We start from the raw sequence: 22,454 nt of genomic DNA on the forward strand, positions 1-22,454 counted from the left end.
TCATAATGTGTTTAGATCCTACTGTTTCAGGTGTAATAAGCTGAAACACTTTACGAATTTGGTTTAATTCAGGCTTTTCTAAACCCAACTAGAACGTTTTTCCGTCCTTGAATAGATCAAGGAACCTTAATTTTCATTTCATTTTTTGTTTCTTGCATCTTTACATTCCTCCTAAATTTTTTATTGTTAATTTATATATAAAATTGTTATAAACTTACGGATACGTGGTGCACTTTCTTACCAGGCGAATAAATACCCATTATATTCCAGTGACCAGACGTTGGTGTTGGGACATTCAACATCTCGACATCAATAACAAACGGTTTATTTGCTTCAATCGCGCGTTTTAAAGCCGGTTTAAATTCTTCCGCCGATTGAATTTTAATTCCTTCAATGCCATACGCTTTGGCAATGCTTGCATAATCCGGTGAATATGGTTTTCCATTCTTCTGGAATACGGTTCCGTGCGTGGTGCCAAAATGCGCTTTTTCCAGACCTGCAATCGTTCCAAATGCGTAGTTGTTCATGATCACCCAAACAACAGCAATATTTTCTTCGGCAGCGGTAGCAAGAACGGCTGGATTTTGACCAAAACCTCCATCACCGACTAACGAAACGACCACTTTATCCGGATGGGCAATTTTTGCGCCTAACGCGGCAGGGGCGCCAAATCCCATCGTCGCATACCTGCCAGGTGTCAGAATCGTCCCCGCTTCATATACTAGAAACTGCTGTCCGACTCCGTTTTTGTTCCAACCAACGTCTGTCGTAATATAGGCATCTCTCGGTACGACCTCGCGCACTGCTTGAAGAATGCGTTCCGGACTCATCGGGTAACTATTGTTGCAAATATGTTCCTCGTTAGATTTTCTAAATTCTTGTTTATACTGAGCAATCCGCTGTTTCAGTTCATGATTTTGTCTACCTTGCGGGATCAACTCTTTGGCAACGCGATTCAAAACGATAAGAGCCTGCTTCAAATCGGCGACGACTCCGATTTCCGTCGGATAATTTCTCCCGATTTCATTTGGATCAATATCAATATGAATCAACTTCGTCGTTGGAATATTAAATGTATACTCAGACACCCAAGAGCTGCAATCTGCTTCGGAGAATCTTGTACCCAACGCTAAAATTAAATCGGCATTGCAGCAAGTATCGTTAACGAATTTCATGCCCCAAAAGCCCGTCATTCCGAGCGTAAATGGATGATCATCAGAAATGGCTCCTTTTCCCATTAGCGTGTAAGCCACCGGAATGCTGAGGTGATCAACCAATTCTTTCAACTCTTTGGAAGCATCGGCCAGCATGATTCCGCCGCCGACGTAAAGCAACGGACGTTCTGCATTCAACAACCTTTCTACGATTTGTTTTGCTGTTTTTTCATCGATCGAAGGTTTATGCAATGTTTTCGTATGGCGATATTGTTTTTCAAATAACGAAGCATCAATTTCTTTCGAAAAAATATCCATTGGCACCGATACTAAAACAGGTCCTGGTCTGCCGCTTTCCGCTAATTGAAACGCCTTTTCGATAATTTCTGGAAATAGCTCCGTCCGGTCTACTCTTCAAGCCCGTTTCACAAATGGGCGATAAATCTCATACTGGGACGCATCTGCATGTAGGTTAATTTCTTGGTGTGGATGCTTCCCATAATAGTGGCTCGGTACCTCTCCGGCAATCACAACCATTGGTATAGAATCAAGAGCCGCATTGGCAACTCCAGTCGCCGCATTGGTTAATCCGGGACCAACATGGCACAAAATGACCGATGTTGTCTTTTTTGCTCTCGCATATCCATCCGCCATATGTGCGGCAATTTGTTCATGCCTTACATTGATAAATTTAATCTTGCTTTTTTCTAAGGCAGCTAATACAGCAATATTCGTATGACCGCAAAGACCAAAAATATGTTCTACTCCCCCGTTTTTCTAAATACTTCACTAATCGATGGGAAATAAGTTCTTTCACCCGTCAACTCCCTTGAAACTCAAAATAACCTTGCCGACATTTCCTGAAGCAGCTATTTCATAAGCTTGTTGATAATCAGTGACTGGCAAAATTTTTGAAACAACGGGATCAATAGAAAAGGAAGGATCCCGCAAATATTCGATAGCTTGTAAATAATCATCCGGAAACTGATAAATAATCGTTCCATGAATGGTTAATTCGCTGCGTACGATATGAACTACTGGAAAAGTAGCTTCCGTTGCTAATCCTATTAAAATGACATCACCGCCAGGATTTGCTATTTGAATCGCCTGTTCCACCGCGCTTTTTGTTCCTGCTGCTTCGAATACGATATCAAATGTTTCGTGTTGTAGCTCATGAGGGAAAAGCGTGCGAATATCGCCAATTTTTTTCGCGAGCTGAAATTTATGTGGATTAATATCCACTGCGGTCACTTTTGCTCCCAAATGATGCGCCAGCACCGCTGCCATCATTCCTTCATTGCCGCAGCCAACCACAGCGACTGTCGTATCCTTCGTAACATTCACCTTTTTGAAAGCGTGGACCACAACTGCAAATGGCTCAACGAGCACTGCTTTCTCATCCGGTAAATCATCAGGAACCGGTAAAACATATTTAGAGGAAATGATAAACTCCTCGGAAAAACCGCCGTCCATATTAATGCCTAATGATTTTTTATGCCGGCATATATTCGTATAACCTTTTATACATAAATCACAAGTTCCGCAATACGTATTGGGCAGGATAACAACGCGCGTCCCTATGTCATACACCGCATTTTCTCCCTTTTCTACTACAATGCCTAGCAGTTCGTGGCCAGGCCGTACAGGATATGTTGCGTGTGGCAGCTTCCCTTTGAAAACGCTTAAATCAGAGCCGCAAATTCCGCCGTAAATGAGCTGGATTTTTACTTCGTCCCCTCTAGGAGCGCGTAGAGGATCTGCATGCCGCAATTCGAGTTCATTTGGTTTTGTTACATATAGTTCAATCATTAAATTCACCACCATGTTTGTTTTGCTGATAACGGCATATCTATTCCGTGATCTGAAAGACAATCATCTTTAATTCTGTCATCTCCTCAATCGCATAACGAGGACCCTCGCGGCCAATTTTGCTGTTTTTCACTCCGCCGTAAGGCCAGTGGTTAAGAAGGATAATCATGATACAAAAATAATATCGTTCCCATCACGAAAAATACAGCCCCTGAAATGGCGTACACTCCTCGCGCATAAAAAGCGGAAACAATAAGCGCAGCCATCGCCAGAATCCCGGTACTGTAATGAATGACACTTCCAGACACAAACTGCGACACGACATAGAGCAGAACAACAGACGTATAAAGCAAAACTCGCAACAAAATCCCCCCTCTTTTTGTCTTTGTTCATAATAGTACAACAAATGAAGCAGTCCGAAAATCCTTCCAGCCTATATTTTACGGTGAATCTATACAATATGAAAACACAGCCAGCCCTCTGTTTATAGAGAGCTGGCTGTTAACATGCATTACTGCAAAAAATTCCGTTTGCCACGTCGGAAAACCGTGATTTTCTTAACCAAACAGAAAACATCTAGATAAAAATCTGGATCGTGGGATGTGCTAATCCTCTGAATGAGGCCATCCTTAAAAAAGAGTAAAAAGAGCATTTTCATTTTGCCATTGATTTTCTAGGGCGGCAAAGGACATTTTTGCCCACCACCCTCAGTCCACGCAAAAAATAAATTGTTGTTATGTAAACTAAACGATTTGAACAAAAAACGTCAAACATCCAAATCCTTGATATATCAACATCCCGCTTTAGCTGGCGAAAGCAAAATCGCCAGTGCATCCCCCATTTTTCGGCCGTTTTTGGACCATGCATCGGCAATAGGACGGGGGAAAGAGCATGATGCCCACCGTCACTGTTTTCGCTTGTCAATCAGCTTTTCCAATACGACCGCCACGCCGTCTTCCTCATGTGAGACGGTTACCATGTCGCTGACTTCTTTTAATTCGGGAGCGGCGTTTCCCATCGCCACACGGTAGCCGGCGACAGCGAACATCGATAAATCGTTATGGCTATCACCGAAAACAACCGTATCTTTCAGATCGATGCCGTAATGGGCGGCCAGTTTCATGAGCGCCTGTCCTTTCGTCGCCTGTTCATGGTTAATTTCGATGTTGTTTGGATGTGACGAGGTGACGGTAATGCCGGAAATGCCGGAAAACTGGGCGGCCGCTTCTTGTAAACGTTCTTGATTGAGAGAAAAAATAAGCACCTTATAAAACACAATATCTGGTTTTTCCCACACAATGCGGATGTCATCGACATATGTCACGCGCGCCTGCTGGAACTGCTTTTCGACGATGCGCTTTAATTCAGGAGCGACATCGCTTGCCCGCTCGGCCATCGCCTCGAGGTGGGCGCGGTTATGGAGCCCGACGTAGACAGCATCGCCTGCATAAATTTCGCAGTATAAATCGAGCTGCGCGCGCACCCATTCGAGCGAAGGAATCAACTTTTCCTTGTCAAGCGGCACATCGCCAAGCACCGTCCCATCCTCTAATGTCATCACCGCGCCGTTTAAACTCATAATTGGGCAAACAAGCCCTGCATCACCAAGCGGCGTGCGCGCGTCTTTATACGCCCTGCCCGTTACGATCGCCACGATATGGCCATGCTTTTGCGCTTTTGCAATGGCCTCTTTATTTCTTTTGCTCACCCGCCCTTGCGAATTGAGCAGCGTTCCATCCATATCTAATGCGATTAACACTATTGCATCCCTCTTTCTCAATGTGCGTTTGTAAATCACTACTCCACGTAATCAAATCTTTAAATTGATAAATTAAACCATTTTATTCCAGATCATCATTAATTTTTCTTTTTTCATTCTATCATAAACATGATTGTGATGCTGCGAAAACAGGACAAAATACGATCGTTCACGCGTTTCTTTTTTAAGCGTTGACAATGATTCCGTTCTTTACTAGCTTATCATACTCTTTTTCCATCTGGCATTCTAGAAATATTCGTTGAAAATCGCGCTCACCGTTGAAGAAGAGATCGGCTGCCCCGGATCGCGCGATATCGTCACTTCCCATGCCGGCAATCGTCCCATTTTGTCCCGACCACTACGGCCGCATTTTCGAAACCGCCGGCCAACTCGCCGGTATGACCGGCTGAAAATTGGCCCGGCGGTTCTGGCAATACCAAAATCTTCGCCGAATTCGGCATTCCAGCTGTCAACTGATCCGTCGGCCATCAACACGAATATACTGAATTTGAAACGCTCGACTACAAAGCAACGCTTGAAACGGTATTTGAAAACAACATGATCACAAAAGAACTCGTCGCAACGTGTAAGGGTTAGGAGAAAAATAGAAAGTAGAGTGGGGCAAAATAACCACTCTACTTTTTTGATTTATCCAGTTTTTATCGCTACGCATCCGGTTTTTGGCGATCTTGGTGAATCGTCTTAAAATATTCGTAAACTCCGATTCGTCTGAATAGGAAATGTTAGGAGTATTGTTTTGCTCTTGTCATGCTTGTAGAAAAAGAAGGTTACCTCTTAAACTAGAAAGATAATGTGCAAAACTATTCTATTTTTTGTTTTCTTTCCTTTCAAAATAGACATGCAACCGATACTCGCAAATCTCTTTTGTCCATTGATACAGAATTTCTTCATCTTCTTTTGCAATGGAAAAGTTAAGAGAACCGTTCGATAATTTCGTTTTCGAAAATAGTTCGATAAAAAGTCGGCTTGCTTGATTGATGAACAAAATACAAGCGTTCTTGTTTTCTTATATTTCTCCCATGCCTTTAAAATCTTGTCCGCCATGTCTTCCCTTAGCTGCGCTTGAAGCAGCTCTGCCCCATCATAGCGGTTGCCGAGCCATTTGATCTTGGAATAATCCGTATCGTCATATACCCCATAGTAATGGAATGGGGCAAGCCATCCACGCTGAACCGCTTCAATAAAATCAATTTTGCAGGCGACATTTCCGCCACAAATCGCATATACGTCTTTGTTGTCATTTCGATCTGGAGTTGCGGTAATGCCAAGCAGAAATTTTGGCTCGAAATAGTCAAGCACCCGCTGGTAAGAACGCGCCGCAGCGTGATGGAATTCATCAATGATAGTTAAATCGAACGCGTCTTTGGAAAAGGATTTTAAATGTTTTTTCATGCTTAACGTAAAAATGGAAGCAAAAATAATGTCAGCATCCTTTTCTTTTTCATTTCTATCATAAATGCCAAACGTTTTATTCGAGATAACCCGCTTAAATGAGCGTTTTGCCTGACGAAGAATTTCTTCACGGTGCGCAATAAACAACACTTTTGGAAAGCGACGGGGAAAAACGCGGCCAAATACTTTCGTCATCACTCGCATTCATATATTCTTCTAATTCTTCAAATGCTTTTTTTCGAGCTCTTTGCGATATTCGTCATCTCCCAATATTCTCGTTGCAAATGTTTTTCCCGCTTGTTCAATAATTTGCGGAATTTTATCACGGACAAGTTTGTTGTATACCGGCATTATATCCTCTCCTATTTTTTGTTTTCTTTTTACATATTTTACAGGATTATTCCCTTGTTTAAAATGTGCACTTTTCTGCTCTCTATCGAAAAATGAATCATCGTCTTTCGGAAACGATAATCGCTTTAAAGGGTTTGTCTTTACGACCAATGTTATTAGTTGGCAGCTTCCTCTCTATCCAACTCCCAAACAAGATAATCCCACATGGTCTGGGAGATTGGATGACATCACCGCCAACCTAAGAAATACCCCTATTTGAGTTCACCTTCCAGCCTCAACACCCAAACGCTAGAACCCATTATCTTAACCAGCGACATTCGTCAATGCAACTAAATATTCTGCCGAAAAACCGGGATGAATCGTCCATAAATGGCTTCTATGGTTCACCTGCGAGCTTGGTTAAGCACTTCGGACAACGCGGTATTCATGAAAGAAAAAATTCATATCCAAACCGAAACATGATATACATACTGAACATACTCATAAGGAAATATAAGTAACAAACGATGATCATTTCCGCTGGCAGAGAACGAAAGGGGATACGATGAGAAACATTGCCGCTTTATTTTCCATACTGATGCCTGGATTTGGGCAAATATATAATGGCCAATTCATGAAAGGGGCCTTCTTTATCATTGTGGAACACTTTCACAATATATTTGGACGAATCAACCAAGCCATTCATCTTGATTTTAACGGATTACATCAACAGGCGGTTGAAATAACTAATTTTGGGTATTTGCTATTTTATCCTGGATTTTACGCTTATTGCGTATGGGACGCATGGTATTACGCAAAACCGAATGCGGACAAGTCAAAAACCGCCATTCCTTTTGTGATGGGCGGTTTTCTAGGAGAGATGGGCGCAATATTCGCAAACCGGCTGCCGATACCTACTCTAACCGTCGCCATGTTAATGGTCATTCCGATGATTTGCGGCATGATCGTATTTAGAGATCAATAAGCACGTCTTTTGTCTATTTGTGCTGACAGTTAGCTGAAACAACCAAATCAGTACTTTAAAGAAGCATTTTTAATATTTCATTTTCTCCTGGTCATACTAAACGATAAGCAAATCAATCATAGGAGACGATGGATCCATGGACAGAATCCTTTTGTGGGCATTGCTGATTATTGGTATGATCTTATTGCTTCTTAGTTTACGAAAACCATTAATCAAAGACACGGTTTTAGTGTACTTATTGAAAGCCTATTTTTCCAGCTTTTTTGGCGTTATTGTTGCAGAAGCACACTTAATTGAATACCCTGTAAGGTTTTTGGGCCAATATTTCGACACGAGCATTCTTTTTGAATACTTTCTGTATCCGATCATGTGTGTTTATTTTTATCAAACCTCTTATCATTCCAGCATTTTAGGCATTATTGTGCAATGTGCATTGTATACCTCTGCTTTAACGATCCTTGAGGTTCTTTGTGAAAAGTATACGGATTTAATTGAGTACCATACATGGACGTGGGAGTATTCGTTTATCACGATTTTTCTTCTATCGTTTTTCGTCCGTATGCTGATGAAGCTAATCAACAAGAGGGAACAGTCAGCAAGCTAGTGTCATGACCGTTTCTTTCGGCCAATGGAAGTTTCCCCCCCTAAGAGTAAACTGATTTCTACCTAACACCAACCAACACATTAAGGACTCCTTTCTAACGAAGATGGTGCGCCCACCTATTCATTGCCAGAAAGAAATCCTTTTATTTCTAAAGATTCGCTGTTAAGTAAAACGTTAGGTTGCCGTTTAGAATTTTGCTTTTGTCGAAACGGCTCAAGCCTAACCACGTTGATGACCCGCCATGCACGATGGTTTCGTTTCTTGTGCAAACAGGATGGATGGCAAGTTAGAGAACAATTTTAATCTAATTGATTCACCGACAACCCAACGCCGGGGCGCAGCTTATACTTTTTCGCGATGGCAGGATACTAGCTGTTCTTCAGAAACCGCAACATGCGTTGCAATATGTAAAGCTTCATTCTTAAAAAATAAGTCTAATTTTCTGCTGCTTTTTCTATATATGTAGTAATAGATTCTAAAAGGGGGGCAGCAGAGCAGATCATGATGCTGTACGATGTGAAAAACAAGCTATTCTACAAAGTCATCAATTCGGGCCGACCAAAAATGACAAATTTCCCTCACAAAAGGGCATGGGGATATGTCTGGAAAACGGTGAACGGGGAACGGGTTAAGTTTTGGTTTGACTTTGCAAAAGGGCGGTATATGTATTTTCAATACGGCCGCAAGTGGTATCGCGTACGATATTTGCAGTCGAATGATAAAAAGAAGAATGAAGATATTTTCAATGGGGTGCTGATTGATTTAAGCATCGATGGGCAGGAGTTAAAACTATTGAAAGGAAATATTGAAAAATATGAAAAACAAGCGATATGACGTCAGTGGCAATAATAAGGTGGCAAAGAGAGACGGAGACCTCCTTGCCACCTTCCTTTTCTCTTTACGCCCACCACATATTTGGCAATTCCTCTTTGAAAAGCAACTTTTTCAGCAAATCAATCGCCTTCGATAATCCTTCATCAATCGAAGCCAACATATCTTCATGTTCAATCGAAAGTACATAATCATATCCTACCGCGCGAAGCGTACTGACAATGTCTCGCCACATTTTTTCGTTTTGCCCGTATCCGACGGTGCGGAACACCCAAGACCGTTCTAATATGTTGCTGTAATGCTTCGTATCGAGTACACCATTAACCCGGATATTTGCCTGATCCATGTACGTATCTTTCGCATGCACATGGAAGATAGCCTTTTCGCGCCCTAGCTTTTTAATTGCTTCGACGGGGTCAATTCCCTGCCATAGCAGATGGCTCGGGTCAAAATTGGCGCCGATGCTGGCACCGACATGTTCGCGTAATTTTAATAGCGTTTCTGGATTATATACGACAAAGCCAGGATGCATCTCAAATGCAATTTGGTGAATGCCATGGGAAGAAGCGAATTGTGCTTCTTCGCGCCAATAAGGAATGACGATTTCCTCCCATTGCCATTTCAGAATCTCCAAATATTCCGGCGGCCACGAACAAGTGACCCAGTTCGGGTATTTGGCGCCCGGATGATCGCCTGGACACCCGGAAAATACATTGATGACGGGAACTTCGAGTTTTTCTGCCAACAGTACGGTTTTTCTCCATGTGTCATGCGACTGTTTGGCAAAGTTCTTGTCTGGATGAATCGGATTCCCATGACAGCTTAGAGAGCTGATGGTCAAGCTCCGGCCTTCCACCGCTTTCTTGAAAGCCTTTATCTTTGTCGGATCTTCCAACAGCTGATCAGGATCGCAATGTTTATTGCCAGGGTAATTCCCTGTTCCCAATTCAACCGCTTCTACTCCCATCTCGGCAACCTTATCTAACATCTGCTCGAATGGCAAATCTTGATATAATACGGTAAACACACCTAGTTTCACTTGAATCCCCCTCTTCAAAATCAAGAAATGGAAACCCATTTTTGCAAACGATGGCTTTCTAATATTGCATCTACTAATTTCATAAGCTGATGGCCGTCCTCGATCGTGGCAAAGGAAAAATGCCCACTTTCTGTTTTCCCGGCTTTTCGTTCGCTTACTGTGGCGTAAAACTCAAGAAATAGATTTTTTAACCCATCTGGCCATCCTTCCTGATGGCCGCCTGGGTAATGGGACAAAGCAGCTGCTTGCGGCGACAAAATGGAAGGGTCGCGCACGATCTCCCGGTTTGGCTCATCGCGCTTTCCGACCCATAGGCGGTTAGGGTCTTCCTGATCCCACGCAATCGTTGCCGTGTCAGCGGCAATCTCGAAGTACAACCGATTTTTTCGTCCGGCGCTTACTTGTGAAACGGTGAACACTCCGTGAGTGCCATCCTCAAAATGAATGAGCACACTTCCACAATCCTCTGTATCAATATAGATATTTTCTCTCTCTTTTTCGTTGCTGGATGCAAATGTGCTTGCTTGATGTTTTGATTTCCTCCGGATCGGATGCACCGTCTTTAGATCAGCGAACACTTCCGTAATTTTCTTTCCAAGCACATATTGCACTGTATCACACCAGTGCGAGCCGATATCGGCAATGGCCCTTGAGGCGCCGTTCTGTAATGGGTCCAGCCGCCAGTTATAATCCGTATCATATAAGAGCCAATCTTGGACATATCCGCCATAGACTAAGTGGACCCGGCTGCATTCGCGGGCAAGTATTTCTTTTGCTTCTGCCACCAATGGATAATGCCGATAATTAAAGCAGACGGCGCTGATGACCGGACTTTTTTTCGCTAATTCGTTGAGTTCATCGGATTGTTCGCTGTTGATGGCCAGAGGCTTTTCCGATAATAAATGCTTGCCGGCTTCCAATACGGCTTTATTTATCGGAAAATGCAGATAGTTTCTTGTGCAGTTATGAACCACTTCTACTTCGGGATCTTGAATGAGTGCATCATAGTCGCCGTATGCTTTCGGAATTCCAAATTGTTTCGCCTTTTCTCTTGCTTTTTCTTGGCTGCTTGAAGCAATGGCGACAATTTGCACTTGAGGGAGGCGGCGCAACGCCTCGATGTGGGAAACGGCAGAAAATCCGGTGCCGATAATGCCGACGTTAATTTTTCTCATCGTCCGATTCCTTCCCCCTTTGCTGCAATCTCCTCGAGCGGAGGAACATTGCCAAAGACCATCTCCCCGCGGTTAACAGGTGCGGCCCAACGAACCGCATTGGCAATGACTTTTAAAATTTGCGGATGGTAATAAGTCGGATACGTTTCATGTCCGGGACGGAAATAGAATATTTTCCCTTTTCCGCGGGTAAAAGTGCATCCGCTGCGGAACACTTCGCCACCTTCAAACCAGCTGATGAAAATGACTTGATCCGGTTTAGGGATATCAAAAAATTCGCCATACATTTCTTCCTGATCCAACTCGATGTACGGCCCGATCCCTTCGACAATCGGGTGGCCTGGAGCCACGACCCATAAACGTTCTTTTTCGTTCGCCTCGCGCCATTTTAAATTGCAGCTCGTGCCCATGAGCTTTTTAAAAATTTTCGAAAAGTGTCCGGAGTGAAGAACGATCAGCCCCATCCCTTGCAGCACCCGCTGGTGGATTTTTTCTACCACTTCATCCTTTACTTCCACGTGGGCGACATGGCCCCACCAAATGAGTACGTCGCAACGGTCTAACACTTCATCCGTTAAACCGTGTTCCGGTTCATCCAAGGTGGCGGTTGTAACATGAAATGCTTCCTTTTTTAAATAATCTCCAATGACATGATGCATTCCGTTCGGATATATGTTTCTTACCTTCTCCTCTTGCCTTTCGTGACGAAACTCGTTCCAAACGACCACGCGAATTGCAAATGTCATTCCTTCTCCTCCTTACCATTCCATAAACACTTGCTTGCCTTGTTCGGATGATTGATAGACAGATTCTAGTATTTTTCCAATCAACAGCCCCTGCTCTGCGGTGCAAAGCGGCGGAGTATTGTTTTCAATGCTCGTAATAAAGCTTTTAAATACATCAAACCGTTCATCATTCTCCTCAAAATGCAGCAATACATCCGCCGGAACCCCTTTTTCTTCACGAAACAGCTTGACTTCCTGACCGTCGCCGGATAAATCAATGTTCCAGCATACCCCGCCTTCCGTGCCAAGCAGTTCTACATATACTCTTTCCTGCTCAATATGGGAAGCCCAGCTAGTTTCTAAGACGATGGTCGCTTCGTTTTCCAGCTCGATGAATGCAGCAGCAAAATCCTCTACCGTATATACGGCATCCGCCGCAAATAATTTCCCAGGCCAGGCCCCTTTATGTCGTGGGCCAAATTTGGCATATGTTTTTCCGACCACCGAGATAGGCCGTGGATATCCTAGCATCCACAACGTCAAGTCCAGCATATGCACGCCTAAATCAATCAACGGCCCGCCGCCGGATAAATTCTTGTCGAAAAACCAAGTTCCCCATACAGGAATTCCCCTGCGACGTATCCATCCTGTTTTGGCGTAGTAAACCTCCCCTAGTTTTCCGGATTGTACATAATGGTGGATCCATTGGGCCGCTTTGCGGAAGCGGTTGTTCATGCTGACCATAAATTGTTTTCCTGATTGATCCCGGGCGCGAATGACCGCATGAGCCTCCGCCGTATTCGTAACCATTGGCTTCTCGCACAACACATGCTTTCCTGCTTCTAGAGCTTCAACCGATACTTTGGCATGCAAAAAATTAGGCAACGTGATAATGACCGCGTCAATATCCTGGGATGCCAACAAATCTTTATAATCTGTATAGACGAAACGAATTCCGTATTTCTCTGCTTTCTCCTCGGCGGCTGTTTCATTGATGTCGCAAACGGCCTGCAACGTGACGCGGTCTGCCAGTTTGGCCGCCGCAGCCATATGAAACCTAGAAATGCTTCCGGCCCCGATAAACCCCAGCCGTATTTTTTCTTGTTTTTGCATTAACTCTTCCCCCTTGAACTTCCTGTTTTGGTTACCCCTTTATCCTTTCACACCGCCAGAAGTCAAACCGGCAATAATGCGGCGTTGAAAAGCAAGAACGAGAATAATCAACGGAATGGTAACGACAACTGATGCTGCCGCAATATCGCCCCATGGGAGATCATGCTCCCCCGGAAACATGGCGATGCCGGGCGGCACGGTGCGCATCTCATCTCTGGTCATAAACGAGAGAGCATATAAGAACTCATTCCATGCCGCGATAAACACTAAAATCGCTGTCGTAAACATCCCCGGCGCTGCCAAAGGAACGGTAACTTTCCAGAATGCCTTCATCCGCGAGCAGCCATCGATGATCGCCGCTTCCTCCAACTCCTTTGGAAGCTCCCGAAAAAAGCTTGTTAACGTCCAAATCGTTAACGGCAAGGCAAAGGTCGTATATGGAAGCACGAGCCCCGTGTATGTGTTTAACAGCTTCATCTCGCGCAAAAATAGGAATATTGGGCTCAATGTCGCAATATGCGGAAACATTGATACAGATAATACTAGAGCCAAGATGATTTTTTTTCCGCTAAAATGAAGCCTTGCCAGCGCATAGGCGCAAAAAGAGCCGATGACCAATGAAACCAGCGTCGTTGCTACCGAAACGATGGCACTGTTTTTTAAGTAAAGGAGAAACGGCCGTTTCGTAAATACATTGATGTAATAATCGATCCATAGGCGGTTTGGCCACCAATCGGGAGGCATCTTATTAATTTGCTCCGGCGGTTTCATCGATGTAAGAAACTGCCAAATAAATGGGAACATAACAATTAAAACGAAGAGTGCGACTGCTCCGTAGAAGAGAACGTTTTTGCCGATTGAGCGAATCGTCTTTTGGACCAAAAGTTTCTCCCTCCCTCTTCATCGTCGACAAGCTGCACGCCAAGAACGGTAATAAAGAACAAGCAGATAAGAAATACACATACAAACACAATAACCGCCAAAGCAGAGCCATTTCCGAAATCTAGATAGCGCATGAGCACCTTGTAGGCGTACGTAGAAATCACTTCCGTGCTGTTTCCAGGTCCTCCGCCGGTCATGACCATCACGATATCGAAGACACGAAACGCATCAAGGGTGCGGAATAAAAGAGCCACCAAAATCGTTGGCTTTAACATCGGCAACGTAATATGCCAAAATCTTTTCCAAGCGCCGGCGCCATCCACCTTCGCCGATTCGTACAGCTCCTCCGGGATCAGCTGGAGCCCTGCCAACAGCAGAAGTGCCATAAAAGGGATTGTTTTCCACACATCGGTGACAATCAGCGAGATAAGCGCCCACGAAGCGTCTCCTAACCAGGCTTTATACTCCGAAATAATTCCTAACTTCTTCAAAATATCGTTAATGACGCCATATTGGTCATTGTACATAAATTTCCACATCATGGCTGAGACAACTGTTGGTATCGCCCACGGCACCAATACGGCAGCCCGCACGATCCCTCGGCCAAAGAAATTGCGATGAATTAATAACGCAATGGCAAGGCCGAAAACAAATTCCAAACTTACTGATGAAACGGTAAAGATAATCGTATTCCATAGGGCATTTAACGTTCGATTATCGGTTAACAGGTTGATATAATTTTGCAATCCTACAAACGGCCGGCCAAGTCCCGGTTCAGTCAGTTTGACTGTATGGAGGCTGAGCCAAAATGTATGTACAATTGGGTACAGTGCAACAGCTGCAATCGCCAAAAGAGCTGGGGTCACCATCAACCAACCAAGCCTTGCTTCCCGTTGTTTCATTTTGTTCACTTTCTCTCCCCGCCTCTCCGCACAAAACTTCGTTACGCTGGAAATCCCCCCTCTGGTTCTTCCGCCAGCGGGAAGGACAAGGTACATTTACTTCACTATCGTCTCGATCTCTTTTTGAATATTCGCGACTGCTTCTTCTGCGCTAAGCACTCCGGTAAGAACTTTATGAATATTGCGTTGGATGGAGTCAGAAATTTCTGGATATTTCGGAGACACTGGGCGAGGCTTCGCGGCCATTAACGGTTCGAAAAACTCGGCAAAGTATGGATTTGCTTTCAATACTTCCGGATCTTTATACATTTCTTTTAAAACCGGCAAACGGCCGCCTTCGATGGCGACAATTTTTTGTCCTTCGGGACTTACGGCGAACTTAATAAATTTTACAGCCGCTTCCTTCTTTTTCTCGTCAATATTTTTATTAATGCCAAGATTCCATCCTCCAAGCGTCGCAGCGCCGGATGTCCCTTTTGGCCCCTTCGGCATTGGAATGACGCCGACTTTTCCTTTAATCTTCGACTCCGGTCCAGATGAAGCTTTCCAGGCGTAAGGCCAGTTGCGATGGAATACCGCTTTTCCTTCCAAAAACACAGTCAAGCTTTCCGGTTCCTGATACGTAGTCACTCCTGGCGGTGCGACTTGTGTAACCAAGTCTTTCATAAATTTCGTCGCTTCGATGGTGTTCGGGCTATTGACGACTACTTTTCCGTCTTTGTCAAGCACGTTTCCGCCGTTTGCCCATACGTATTCCAACCAGTCACATACGAGCCCCTCATACTGATTCGCTTGAAATACAAATCCGTATTTCGTTCCTTCCTTTCCTTGCAGCTCCTTCGCCAGCGACATCAGTTCTTCAAACGTTTTTGGCGGCTGTTTTCCGTATTTTTGCAAAATGTCTTTGCGGTAGAACAAAACTCCTGCATCTGTATACAATGGAATGGCGATTTGTTTTCCCTTATACTGTGTCCCTTCTACCGGACCTGGCAAAAGTTTTTCAAGGTCCTCCTTGCTAAAATAGTTGTTGAGCGGCTCCAGCCAACCGGCAGCCCCAAATTCAGCCGGCCAAATAATATCAAGGGAAAATACATCGATGCTCGTATCTCCCGCAGCCAGCTTAGTCACATAATCGTCATGCTGGGCGTCTGATTTCTGCGGCATTTCCAATTCAACGACTTCAATGTTCTTATGTTTCGCATTAAACGCTTCCACCAATTTCTTCGATTGCGGTGTATCATCCTTGCCATGGGCCCAAACAATCTTAATTTTTTCCTTTCCATCTGATGAAGCGCTGCCGCTAGAGGAATTGGATGAACAGCCAACTGTTGCCATCAGTGTTGTGGCAAAAATAAACGTCATCGTTCTTCGCAACCACTTTTTCACTTCAAAATCCCCCCTTGGTTTAAACTAAAAATGAATTTGTGGCGATAGCTTTTAAGCTCCCTGCCACCACCTCCTCAAGATGTAATCGATTACACATTCATTTTTCCATTCCTTTTCCTCCGCAAGAATCACGGACGATCAGCCGATCCTCTAATACGAACTGCCGTCTATCCAACTTTTTTCCTTCCATTAGCTGGAGTAAAAGATTCATCGCCTTCTCCCCGATTTCAAACATCGGCTGGGAAATCGTAGTCAAATTTGGTTCGAAAATCGATGCAATTTTAATATCATCAAAGCCAACGACAGCTATATCATCTGGAACATGCAATGAAAGTTTTTGAATTGCTTTGATTGCTCCGATTGCCATCTCGTCATTCGCTGCAAAAATGGCTGTCGGCGGATTTTTAAGGGCAAGGAGTTTTAGCGTTAAATTATAACCACTTTCATATGAAAAATCCCCTTCCTGAATAAGTACCGGATCCACATCCAATTCATATTGCATTATCGCTTGTTGGTATCCGCGCAAACGGTCACGGCTTAAAATAATATTCATCGGGCCGGAAAGATGGGCGATGCGACGATGCCCTAGTTTAATCAAATGTTCTGTCGCCTTGCGGGCGCTGCTAATATTATCAATGGAAACGGTAGGAATGGTTGCCCCTTCTAAATACTCACAAGCAAGAACAATCGGAAATTGCTGTGACATTTCTTCCATAAGCTCTTTGTTGATACGGGCAGTTAGAAAAATCGTTCCATCTACTTGTTTTTGGCGCAAAAGATTTAAGTATTCTTCTTCCAGACGGATATTATTTTGCGTATCGCCTAATAGTACCCGATATCCATTTTGGATGGCGACCGATTCAATCCCCCTCAATACTTTCGAAAAGAAAGGGTTCGTCATATCCGGCACTACCACCAATATCGTTTCGGTTTCCATTCTGCGCAGATTTCTTCCAAGAACATTTGGCTGATAATGGAGCTTTTCGATGGCTTCCAGCACCCGCTTTCTCGTTTCTTCCTTAACATTGCCCGCATTGCGTAAAACGCGTGATACTGTTGCTGTGGATACATTAGCTAATTTTGCAACATCTTTGATTCTTACCATTGTTACAATTCCTTTCATTATTTTAGAAGCTATCCGGAAGACGACATTTTATGTAATCGATTACATTTGTTATCACTTTATGCGGTATATTTGGGCTTTATTATTTTTTTTAAAAAACGTAGTGCTGATCCATTGGAGCATCGACGGGCATAAGCTTCGGCTGATGAAAGGCAGTGTGGAAAAGTACAAAAAGAGGGCAAGATAAATCCTGGATCACACCTGATCCAGGATCGTGTTGTTACACTTCGATCGAGTTCCCTTCTTCTACAATATGATAAAGAAGATGGGCCAAATGATGGATTGGGCCGTACTCCTCTTCTTCACTTTCTTCTTGTTCGTCACCGAATTCCAGATCGTTCAAATAAAGAGCGAGAAATTCATAGAAATCTTTTAGCTCAAATCCGTAGCATGCACTTGGATCTTCGTTGTCCTCCTCATATTGCAGGACAAGATACGAAACATTTCCCTCTGCGTCCTCGGCGTCAAAAAAGACGAAATAGCCGATGTTCGTATCCAAGTCAAATAAATGTCTTGTCCCGCCTTCGGTGGCTTTGTCGAAATCTTGTTGGTTTAGTTTTTGCACTTTCATCGCTTCTACTTCATCTTCCCGGTGAAATTGAACCGTAAAGGTTTGCATGTGTCGTTTCCTCCTTGTTTTTAGAAAATGCTTAACGAATACGTTTTTGAAAGCAGTTCTAGCAGTTTCATGCCGGTGATGCTGTTGCCTTTCTCGTCCAACGCCGGACCGAAAATACCGATGCCGCACCGCTTTGGCACGGCGGCGAGGATGCCACCCGAGACTCCGCTCTTTGCCGGGATGCCGATTTTAATCGCAAATTCGCCGGAGGCGTTGTACATGCCGCACGTGACCATAAACGTCTTGCAAATGCGGGCGACATCGAGCGGCATTATTTGCTCCCCGGTAAACGGATCGCGTCCATCCATTGCGAACACAAGGCCGATGCGCGCTAGGTCGTCGCACGTCATTTCGATCGCGCATTGTTTCGTGTAAAGATCCATCAGCTCTTCGACATCTTCATTGATAATACCATGCTGCTTAAGAAAATAACAGAGCGAGCGGTTTAAAAACGCCGTTTCAAATTCGGACTGGGCTACTTCTTCCGAATACGTGATGGTCGGATTTCCTGCAAGTTTCCGGACAAACTGCAAAAGCCGCTCGAACCGCTCGGTCACCGAAGCTCCAGCAATCATATGCGTCACCGCGAGCGCACCTGCGTTGATCATTGGGTTGAGCGGCTTTGCCGGCTGCACTTCCTCCAGTTTGGCAATGGAATTAAACGGATCTCCCGTCGGCTCCATGCCTACCTTTCGAAACACTTCTTGTTCCCCTCGGTCCATTAGGACAAGCGCCAACGCGATAATTTTCGAGATGCTTTGCAGCGTCACTTTATGGGTCGTATCCCCCGCGTCGATGACATTGCCGTCGGGCATGTAAATAGCGATTGACAAATCGTTTGGATTCGCCTTGCCAAGGGCGGGAATATAATCAGCGACTTTTCCATAACGCGCATACTGTTTTGCTTGTTTGACAAATTGTTCTAATTCCGATTTTGTGTACATTCGCCATCACCTGTTGTTAGTATGGCCAGCAACATGTTCAATATGTAAAAAACCGCCAAACATTGTCTGTTTAGCGGTTTGATTGACGATTGTTTTGGACTTTCGTGTCTGGTCTTTTTTCGAAATCATAAATCATTTTATGAATGACATCATGGATGAGCAACATTTTCTCACGCTCCTCTGTCTTGTTTGCATTGATTATAGAAAATCAAACAACATGCGACATCGGAGCGCGGGTGTAACTTTGCTCGACTATTCGTATGACTATCCTATCGGTTCAAAGTTGTAAAATTTCATCATGAAGCTATCAATCCCATTTCTCTTCCTACTTCCGCAATCCGCTCCAGCGCCCAATCTAATTCTTCCTTCGTTAAAGAAGAAGAAAGAGAGAAGCGGATGCGGGACGTGCCTTCGGGAACGGTTGGCGGCCGGATCGCTACCGCGGCGATTCCGTGTTCCTGAAGCCGCTCGCTCATTTGAACCGTCTGTTCGTTTGAACCGATGATGATCGGAACGATGTGTGTCGTGCTTTTTCCGATATCAAATCCTAGCTTTTGAAGCTCATCGCGGAAATAATGGCTATGAACTTGCAACGTTTGCCTTCTTGCATGTTCTTGTTGAACAATCTCAATCGATTTTTCAATTGCGCCAAGAACAGCCGGAGGTAAAGCGGTCGTAAAAATAAAGCTGCGCATCGTATTCATCAAGTAATCAATGAGCCACTGTTCTCCCGTGACATAAGCTCCAAAACATCCTAACGCCTTGCTGAAGGTGCCCATCTGGATGTCGACCTCGTCTTGCAAATGAAGATGGTGAACAAGACCTTCTCCTCTTTTTCCATAAATGCCGCTGCTATGCGCTTCATCAACCATTAAGATGGCGTTATAACGTTTCTTCAGCGTCACTAATCCTTCCAACTGCGCTATATCCCCATCCATGCTGAAAATCGAATCGGTGACAATCAACTTTCGCTTATGCGGAGATGCTTGTTTCAACAATGACTCCAAATGATCCAAATCGTTATGGCGATAACGATATCGTTCTGCCTTGCTTAATCTGATTCCATCAATAATGCTCGCGTGATTGAGCCAGTCGCTAAACACAATATCATCGCGGCCGATCAGAGACGAAATAATTCCGAGATTAGCTGTATACCCGCTATTGAAAATAAGCGCTGCCTCCGTCTTTTTCCATTTTTTTAACGCTTCTTCGGCTCTCGTATATAGTTCATAATTGCCGACAATAAGACGCGAAGCAGTGGCTCCCGCTCCGTATGTACGCATTGCTTGGCAACCTGCTTTGATTAATCGTTCATCATTCGCCAGCCCTAGATAATTGTTTGATGCTAAATTTAACATCTTCCTACCATTCATGACAATCCATGCGCCATCCGAAGAGGATACATTCTTCAACATGCGCTTTTGTGTTTTTTGTTCTAATTGATGAAGTACGGATTGAATATGATTTTTCATCCTCATCCCCCGATTGTTAACCAAAATATTTTTATTGTTTACATTATAACTACACGTCTTGAATCTACACAATACTTCAAACTATTTTTCCCTCAGAAAATCAAAATCGCCTAGTGAATAATTTTTCTTTTTCTGACTGTTTATTTAGCACAATGTTTTGTTAATAAAAAATTTGCATATTAACGACCATGAATCCTTTTAAAAGAAAAATAGGCGAGATGCTTTGTTAACACCGCCTATTTTGATGCTAGAAAAATATGGTTAGTTCATAACATGCCATCCAATTTTATCCATAAAATCTTCATATTTCCGTCATGCCAGTATCTTCGTTTTCTATGAGAACGACTTGTGCGCTCTGTTGTGTGATCCGTCCATCCTGTTGTGCGATCCATCCCCTCTGTTGTGTGATACGTTCGCCCGGTTGTGCGATCTGTCCGCTCTGTTGTATGATCCATCCCTTCTGTTGTGCGATCCGTTCGCCCGGTTGTGCGACCTGTCTGCTCTGTTGTATGATCCATCCCCTCTGTTGTGCGATCCGTCCGCCCGGTTGTGCGACCCGTCCGCTCTGTTGTACGATCCATCCACCCTGTTGTGCGACCTGTCTGCCCTGTTATGCGACCTGGCCGCCCTGTTATGCGACCTGTCTGCCCTATTATGCGACCTGGCCGCCCTGTTATGCGACCTGGCCGCCCTGTTATACGACCTGTCCCGCGGGAACGACTTGTACCATGCGTACGATGCCTACGGCCTGTCGGCTCTTGATATAAAAACTCCCCTAGCCCTTCTGCTTCAAGTACGTCTACAGCGTTTTTAATGTCATCATGAGTATAAACGCTCATTTTTTAACCTCCTAATACCATGTTCATTGTTAGAAAAGATAGTCATCTATCTTTACCTGATAATAATCTACGTTATTTTCCTTTATGCTGATTTAGACACTTGTCTGTTTTTTATAAAAATAGGATAAATGCCTACAGTAACAGGAGCCTTACCATTCACATAGGATTTATTGAACATGGTCAGAAAGGTGGAGATGATAGATGTCAACCAGTCAGCTTCCTCTGTTTGCGATTTATATCCACCCTGATGATTTGCGGGAGCTGCGTCGCAACATTTGGAACGATGAACTTGTTCCTGCCACGCTTACATTTCATAAGAAAAAATTTCATATCGATATAAGCTATCGCGGCTCACACATTCGAAAATTTAAGAAAAAATCCTATTTTATCTCGTTTTATAAACCTTATTTCTTTCATGGAGCTCATGAACTTCACTTGAACGCGGAATATAAAGATCCTTCTCTCATGAGAAATAAACTTTCCTTCGATTTTTTCTCGGCACTTGGCGTCCTTTCTCCTTCCTCCCAACACGTTCTTTTATCCATCAATGGAAAACATGAGGGAATTTATCTTCAATTAGAATCGGTGGATGAATTTTTCTTAAAAAAACGTCAATTGCCAATAGGGCCCATTTTTTACGCGGTTGATGATGACGCTAATTTTTCGCTGATTAGTTCGTTTGACAAGGCCCCTAAAACGTCTTTAGATGCGGGCTATGAAAGGAAGCTGGGAACTCAAGAGGATCACCGATACCTGGAGGAATTCATTTTCCAAATAAATACGACACCAAAATATGAGTACGAATCTGTCATAACAAAGATTTTGGACGTAAATAAATATTTACGCTGGCTCACAGGCGTTGTTTGCACGCAAAATTTCGATGGCTTCGTTCACAATTACGCGCTATATCGCAATCCAGATTCCGGTTTATTCGAAATCATTCCTTGGGATTTTGACGCTACTTGGGGAAGGGATATTAATGGAAAACAAATGGATTATGATTACGTACGTATCGAGGGATTTAATACGTTAACCGCCCGATTATTAGATACAGAGCGCTTTCGAAAAATGTATTATGACATCATGAAACATACATTAGATCATGAATTCACCGTGGAGTTTATGAAGCCAAAAGTGGAGCAACTTTATCAGCAATTGCGACCACATGTCCTCAATGATCCGTATATAAAAGACCGTATGGAACAGTTTGATGATGAACCCGATTGGATTTGCGAGTTCATCGAAAAACGAAACGCTTATTTAAAAAGTCAGTTGTCCGTCCTATTATAAAATGGGCTAAAGTGGAATTTTTTCATGTTGGGCGATTGATGGATAACTTTTGACTAATGG

General features: G+C 43.8%; 21 protein-coding genes and 4 pseudogenes. 5 read left to right on the forward strand and 20 right to left on the reverse strand.

What is annotated here, in order from left to right:
• Positions 1-206 precede the first annotated feature (206 nt).
• The 8 genes and pseudogenes from HT574_RS16290 to HT574_RS16320 all read right to left on the reverse strand — a co-directional run.
• Positions 207-1,971, reverse strand: a pseudogene (locus HT574_RS16290) (thiamine pyrophosphate-binding protein).
• Positions 1,968-2,963, reverse strand: coding sequence for a zinc-dependent alcohol dehydrogenase (locus tag HT574_RS16295; protein WP_175245411.1), 996 nt, complete (start codon positions 2,961-2,963; stop codon positions 1,968-1,970). The pseudogene HT574_RS16290 and the gene HT574_RS16295 overlap by 4 nt, the downstream one beginning before the upstream one ends.
• A gap of 40 nt (positions 2,964-3,003) precedes the next feature.
• Positions 3,004-3,120: pseudogene (locus HT574_RS20065) on the reverse strand (aldehyde dehydrogenase family protein); the annotation flags it as partial.
• Positions 3,116-3,325 carry a hypothetical protein gene (locus HT574_RS16300; protein ID WP_175245412.1) on the reverse strand — a complete coding sequence of 70 codons (210 nt, stop codon included), beginning with the start codon at positions 3,323-3,325 and terminating at the stop codon, positions 3,116-3,118. The gene HT574_RS16300 and the pseudogene HT574_RS20065, both read right to left, overlap by 5 nt.
• Positions 3,326-3,867: 542 nt before the next feature.
• Complete coding sequence (locus HT574_RS16305) at positions 3,868-4,722, reverse strand: Cof-type HAD-IIB family hydrolase (RefSeq protein ID WP_175245413.1); 855 nt, start codon at positions 4,720-4,722, stop codon at positions 3,868-3,870.
• A 184-nt stretch (positions 4,723-4,906) separates the two neighbouring features.
• The gene (locus HT574_RS16310) at positions 4,907-5,050 is read right to left on the reverse strand and encodes a hypothetical protein (protein ID WP_175245414.1); all 144 of its coding nucleotides are present in this window, start codon (positions 5,048-5,050) and stop codon (positions 4,907-4,909) included.
• A gap of 605 nt (positions 5,051-5,655) precedes the next feature.
• Positions 5,656-6,326, reverse strand: a pseudogene (locus HT574_RS16315) (DEAD/DEAH box helicase); the annotation flags it as partial.
• Positions 6,320-6,486 (reverse strand): annotated as a pseudogene (locus HT574_RS16320) (nucleoside triphosphate pyrophosphohydrolase); the annotation flags it as partial. The pseudogenes HT574_RS16320 and HT574_RS16315, both read right to left, overlap by 7 nt.
• Between HT574_RS16320 and HT574_RS20665 the strand changes: the two are divergent.
• From HT574_RS20665 to HT574_RS16335, 4 genes are all read left to right on the forward strand, one after another.
• Complete coding sequence (locus tag HT574_RS20665) at positions 6,473-6,745, forward strand: YoqH family protein (protein ID WP_483874551.1); 273 nt, start codon at positions 6,473-6,475, stop codon at positions 6,743-6,745. The pseudogene HT574_RS16320 and the gene HT574_RS20665 sit on opposite strands and share 14 nt — an antisense overlap.
• A gap of 285 nt (positions 6,746-7,030) precedes the next feature.
• On the forward strand, positions 7,031-7,450 hold the full coding sequence (locus tag HT574_RS16325; RefSeq protein ID WP_175245415.1) for a hypothetical protein: 420 nt from the start codon (positions 7,031-7,033) through the stop codon (positions 7,448-7,450).
• A 136-nt stretch (positions 7,451-7,586) separates the two neighbouring features.
• On the forward strand, positions 7,587-8,054 hold the full coding sequence (locus HT574_RS16330) for a CBO0543 family protein (RefSeq protein WP_175245416.1): 468 nt from the start codon (positions 7,587-7,589) through the stop codon (positions 8,052-8,054).
• 501 nt (positions 8,055-8,555) lie between these two features.
• On the forward strand, positions 8,556-8,888 hold the full coding sequence (locus HT574_RS16335; RefSeq protein WP_175245417.1) for a hypothetical protein: 333 nt from the start codon (positions 8,556-8,558) through the stop codon (positions 8,886-8,888).
• A gap of 64 nt (positions 8,889-8,952) precedes the next feature.
• Here HT574_RS16335 and HT574_RS16340 read toward each other — a convergent pair whose 3' ends face one another.
• From HT574_RS16340 to HT574_RS16395, 12 genes are all read right to left on the reverse strand, one after another.
• The gene (locus HT574_RS16340; protein WP_175245418.1) at positions 8,953-9,924 is read right to left on the reverse strand and encodes a sugar phosphate isomerase/epimerase family protein; all 972 of its coding nucleotides are present in this window, start codon (positions 9,922-9,924) and stop codon (positions 8,953-8,955) included.
• 20 nt (positions 9,925-9,944) lie between these two features.
• Complete coding sequence (locus HT574_RS16345) at positions 9,945-11,099, reverse strand: Gfo/Idh/MocA family protein (protein ID WP_175245419.1); 1,155 nt, start codon at positions 11,097-11,099, stop codon at positions 9,945-9,947.
• On the reverse strand, positions 11,096-11,845 hold the full coding sequence (locus HT574_RS16350) for a ThuA domain-containing protein (RefSeq protein WP_175245420.1): 750 nt from the start codon (positions 11,843-11,845) through the stop codon (positions 11,096-11,098). Before HT574_RS16350 ends, HT574_RS16345 begins: the two co-directional genes overlap by 4 nt.
• Before the next feature lie 12 nt (positions 11,846-11,857).
• Complete coding sequence (locus HT574_RS16355; RefSeq protein WP_175245421.1) at positions 11,858-12,937, reverse strand: Gfo/Idh/MocA family protein; 1,080 nt, start codon at positions 12,935-12,937, stop codon at positions 11,858-11,860.
• Positions 12,938-12,976: 39 nt separating this feature from the next.
• Complete coding sequence (locus HT574_RS16360) at positions 12,977-13,741, reverse strand: carbohydrate ABC transporter permease (protein WP_061579834.1); 765 nt, start codon at positions 13,739-13,741, stop codon at positions 12,977-12,979.
• 5 nt (positions 13,742-13,746) lie between these two features.
• Complete coding sequence (locus HT574_RS16365; protein ID WP_217499580.1) at positions 13,747-14,721, reverse strand: carbohydrate ABC transporter permease; 975 nt, start codon at positions 14,719-14,721, stop codon at positions 13,747-13,749.
• A 96-nt stretch (positions 14,722-14,817) separates the two neighbouring features.
• Positions 14,818-16,107, reverse strand: a complete 1,290-nt coding sequence (locus HT574_RS16370) for an ABC transporter substrate-binding protein (protein ID WP_217499581.1) — start codon at positions 16,105-16,107, stop codon at positions 14,818-14,820.
• A gap of 97 nt (positions 16,108-16,204) precedes the next feature.
• A complete protein-coding gene (locus HT574_RS16375) occupies positions 16,205-17,212 on the reverse strand; it encodes a LacI family DNA-binding transcriptional regulator (RefSeq protein WP_175245423.1) in 1,008 nt (335 codons plus the stop codon).
• Positions 17,213-17,450: 238 nt separating this feature from the next.
• Complete coding sequence (locus tag HT574_RS16380) at positions 17,451-17,849, reverse strand: hypothetical protein (protein ID WP_061579815.1); 399 nt, start codon at positions 17,847-17,849, stop codon at positions 17,451-17,453.
• Between the two features lie 20 nt (positions 17,850-17,869).
• Positions 17,870-18,793 carry a glutaminase A gene (glsA, locus tag HT574_RS16385; RefSeq protein ID WP_081161688.1) on the reverse strand — a complete coding sequence of 308 codons (924 nt, stop codon included), beginning with the start codon at positions 18,791-18,793 and terminating at the stop codon, positions 17,870-17,872.
• Positions 18,794-19,089: 296 nt separating this feature from the next.
• Entirely contained in the window at positions 19,090-20,265 is a 1,176-nt protein-coding gene (bioF, locus tag HT574_RS16390; protein ID WP_175245424.1) for an 8-amino-7-oxononanoate synthase, read from the reverse strand.
• Between the two features lie 266 nt (positions 20,266-20,531).
• Positions 20,532-21,104 (reverse strand): CotG/ExsB N-terminal domain-containing protein, encoded by a 573-nt coding sequence (locus HT574_RS16395; protein WP_175245425.1) that lies wholly within the window; start codon positions 21,102-21,104, stop codon positions 20,532-20,534.
• A 201-nt stretch (positions 21,105-21,305) separates the two neighbouring features.
• Between HT574_RS16395 and HT574_RS16400 the strand changes: the two genes are divergently transcribed.
• Positions 21,306-22,394 (forward strand): CotH kinase family protein, encoded by a 1,089-nt coding sequence (locus tag HT574_RS16400; RefSeq protein WP_175245426.1) that lies wholly within the window; start codon positions 21,306-21,308, stop codon positions 22,392-22,394.
• Positions 22,395-22,454: the final 60 nt, after the last annotated feature.

It is taken from the genome of Parageobacillus sp. VR-IP, assembly GCF_013357975.1.
In the GTDB taxonomy this organism is placed as follows: Bacteria; Bacillota; Bacilli; order Bacillales; family Anoxybacillaceae; genus Saccharococcus; species Saccharococcus caldoxylosilyticus.